1 protein-coding gene is annotated in these 443 nt (G+C 66.8%); it reads right to left on the reverse strand.

The window, feature by feature from the left end; genetic code table 11:
• Nucleotides 1-32: 32 nt before the first annotated feature.
• Nucleotides 33-443 (reverse strand): efflux RND transporter periplasmic adaptor subunit (locus AACY08_RS29830; RefSeq protein WP_445262073.1); only part of this gene is annotated, 411 nt, incomplete at its 5' end.

Consider the following 443-nt stretch of genomic DNA (forward strand, 5'->3'; position numbering starts at 1 on the left):
TGATCCGGCCGGGCCGGATCACGCCGATGCGGTCAGTAGCGCGGCGGCGTTGCCGGGATCGGCGGCGTGGGGTCGGTCGAGATCGAGACGGCCGCGCCCGATTGCAGCTTGAGCTGGCCGACGGCGACGACCTTGTCACCCGCCTTCAGGCCCTTGACGATTTCGACGCGTCCATCGAGCCGGTTGCCGGTCTGCACGAAGGTGCGCACCGCGGAGAGGCTGGTCTTGCCGTCCTCTTCCTCCTTCTCGGTGATCACGAACACGGAATCCCCATAGAGCGTGTAGTCGACCGCCGTCTCGGGCACGGTGATCACGGCCGGCTTGTCCGGCAACACCACGGTGGTGGTCACGAACATGCCGGGCTTCAGGATCTTCTCGGGATTGGCGATCGTCGCCTGCACGCGGATGTTGCGGGTGTCGGCGGCGATCTGCGGCTCGATCGT

This window comes from Pseudomonas sp. EL_65y_Pfl1_R83, from assembly GCF_963970695.1.
Lineage (GTDB): Bacteria > Pseudomonadota > Gammaproteobacteria > Pseudomonadales > Pseudomonadaceae > Aquipseudomonas > Aquipseudomonas tritici.